General features: G+C 61.9%; 1 pseudogene. It reads left to right on the top strand.

What is annotated here, in order from left to right:
• Positions 1 to 244 (top strand): annotated as a pseudogene (locus tag X744_RS0139400) (hypothetical protein); the annotation flags it as partial.
• Between the last annotated feature and the right edge of the window lie 113 nt (positions 245 to 357).

Below are 357 nucleotides of genomic sequence, written 5' to 3'. Positions count from 1 at the left end.
GCGCACCACGATCGCACAGGGCCAGGCGTTGGTGGAAGCGCTGCGCGCGCGCCTGTCGGGGATCTGCAACCCTGTCTATGTGCTCGACCTGCCCGACGGGGGCGGCAAGGTGCCGCTCGGACCTTGCCATGTCGAGGAACAGGACGGGCAGAGCTGGCGCATACGTGGGCTGGATGGGCAGGTGAAAGAGTACACCGAGATTGTGGGCGAAGGGTCTTCGTGCAAACCGAATGCCGGTTCGTGACGCCATGATGCTTTCCACTGGATAAATAACGCCATGCGTCATAGCGACTATTCATAGTGGCCAGTGTTTGCGCTGCCCCTCACCTGCCTGCCGGCATCCTCTCCCCGTATAGT

Source organism: Mesorhizobium sp. LNHC252B00, assembly GCF_000502955.1.
In the GTDB taxonomy this organism is placed as follows: Bacteria; Pseudomonadota; Alphaproteobacteria; order Rhizobiales; family Rhizobiaceae; genus Mesorhizobium.
Note: the sequence above shows the minus strand (reverse complement) of the source record. Positions and strands in the feature narration are given on the sequence as shown.